Source organism: Micrococcus sp. HMSC31B01, assembly GCF_001816085.1.
In the GTDB taxonomy this organism is placed as follows: Bacteria; Actinomycetota; Actinomycetes; order Actinomycetales; family Micrococcaceae; genus Micrococcus; species Micrococcus luteus.
In genome coordinates this window covers 1-552 of record NZ_KV824906.1, presented here as the reverse complement: position 1 = coordinate 552, position 552 = coordinate 1, and the positions used below count along the sequence as shown (strand labels likewise).

Below are 552 nucleotides of genomic sequence, written 5' to 3'. Positions count from 1 at the left end.
GGGGGTCACGGGCGCCGCCGCGCCGCAGGCCCACGCCGTGGCCTGGGACCAGGTGGAGCTCGTGGATGACGCGGGCGTGATCGACCTCGCCCAGCTGCGCCGTGACCTGGCGGGGATCGAGTTCCGGGAGCCGACCCGCGTCGCCGTGGTCACCGAGCGCGGCCCGGACCTGTCCGCACTGGACGACGACCGCGCGTCTCAGGCGTTCAACGGGCGGGTGCTCGAGCGGGCTCGCGCGGAGCACCCGGACTGGCTCAGCGCGGACGGCCAGAAATGGGCCGACGGCCTCGTGATCGTGGCGCTCGACCCGGACAACCGGTTGATCGGGGTGTACGTGGGCGAGGACCGGATGCTCAGCACGGACCGGCTGCGGGAGGTGCGCGAGGCCGGACACGAGGCGGCCCGTGCGGCCCGGTGGACGGACACGGTCGTGGAGGTGACGGACGCCGCCGCCGAGCTGATCGGGCGCCCCTGGTGGCAGGCTCCCGAACTGTGGTTCGGCGCGGGGATCGTCGGTGTGGCGGGCGGCGGCGCCGCGGCCGCGGCGCTCGC

1 protein-coding gene is annotated in these 552 nt (G+C 75.9%); it reads left to right on the top strand.

The features are described from left to right. Window positions 1-552 (top strand): DUF5129 domain-containing protein (locus HMPREF3105_RS01410; protein ID WP_141762382.1); only part of this gene is annotated, 552 nt, incomplete at both ends.